Genomic DNA, 950 nt, shown 5'->3' on the forward strand with positions numbered 1-950 from the left:
TCACACGAGCATCCGTTCTCGCCATGGACCAAATCCACGACAGGCTCAGGCGCCCCACTCCGCGCGACAACGGCGTGTCTCAGATCTACGTAGACATCCGGTGTCCCAGATCTACCCAGACTGAACAGTCGTGGGGGCCACAGTGATCTCACACCGTCTGCGGCCGCCGGCCCTGACCGTTCGACCTCGGCCACGGGCTCAGGCGGTCCAGTCGGGGGAGCGGCCGAGGTAGGCGACCAGTTGGTCCAGCCGCGACCCGCCCTCCCACGAGATCGCCGGCCCGAACGCCGCGCCCGGCGCCAGCCGCACCGGCCCGGTCGGCACGACGCCGGCGACCGCGTGCGCCGCTTCGAGCACGTCGTCGTCGAACTGCACGTCCGCGCCGAGCGTCTTCGCGACGTCCCAGGCGTGGACGACGTAGTCGACCAGGTGGAAGCTGATCGCCTGCTCGGCCGGGAACGGCTCGGGGCGGAACTCCGGCAGCGGGAACAGCCGGTCCGCCACGCCGTCGGCGGCGAACGCCTCGATGACGTGGCCGGCGGAGTCGAGGTAGGCGCGCACGGGGTCGTCGCCCAGGTCGAGCAGCTTCCAGTGGTCGGGGTCGCCGTCGCCGCGCGAGGCGGCCGCGAACCCATAGTGCTGCGTCGCCATGTGTGCGAGCAGCCCGTACAGCGTCCAGCTGCGGCATGGTGTCGGTTTGGCCAGGTCGGCGGTGGTAGCGGTCGCGGCCAGCTCGGCGCTGGCCCGGACGGCGTGGGCATCGAGGTCGATGATATGCATGCGCCTATCGTATGCACGACTGACCCATCATCTGTGGCCAGGCGGCGGGCTCTGCGAGTTTTCCGCAGCTTTACCTGTTTCCTACTTACAGGGTCTTGACGTAGATAATCGCCTACCGACAGGATTTGCGTCCATTACGGCGTTTTGGGCGGATCGTCGGAATTTAGGGG

Annotated in this window: 1 protein-coding gene; it reads right to left on the reverse strand. The window is 68.2% G+C overall.

The features are described from left to right. Nucleotides 1-198: 198 nt before the first annotated feature. Nucleotides 199-780, reverse strand: coding sequence for a TIGR03086 family metal-binding protein (locus C1I92_RS32940; RefSeq protein WP_111258839.1), 582 nt, complete (start codon nt 778-780; stop codon nt 199-201). Between the last annotated feature and the right edge of the window lie 170 nt (nt 781-950).

This window comes from Jiangella anatolica, from assembly GCF_003236295.1.
GTDB classification, from domain to species: domain Bacteria; phylum Actinomycetota; class Actinomycetes; order Jiangellales; family Jiangellaceae; genus Jiangella; species Jiangella anatolica.

Coding starts and splice junctions, on each gene's coding strand:
- C1I92_RS32940 (WP_111258839.1), bottom strand. CDS start 780: ATGCATATCATCGACCTCGATGCCCACGCCGTCCGGGCCAGCGCCGAG.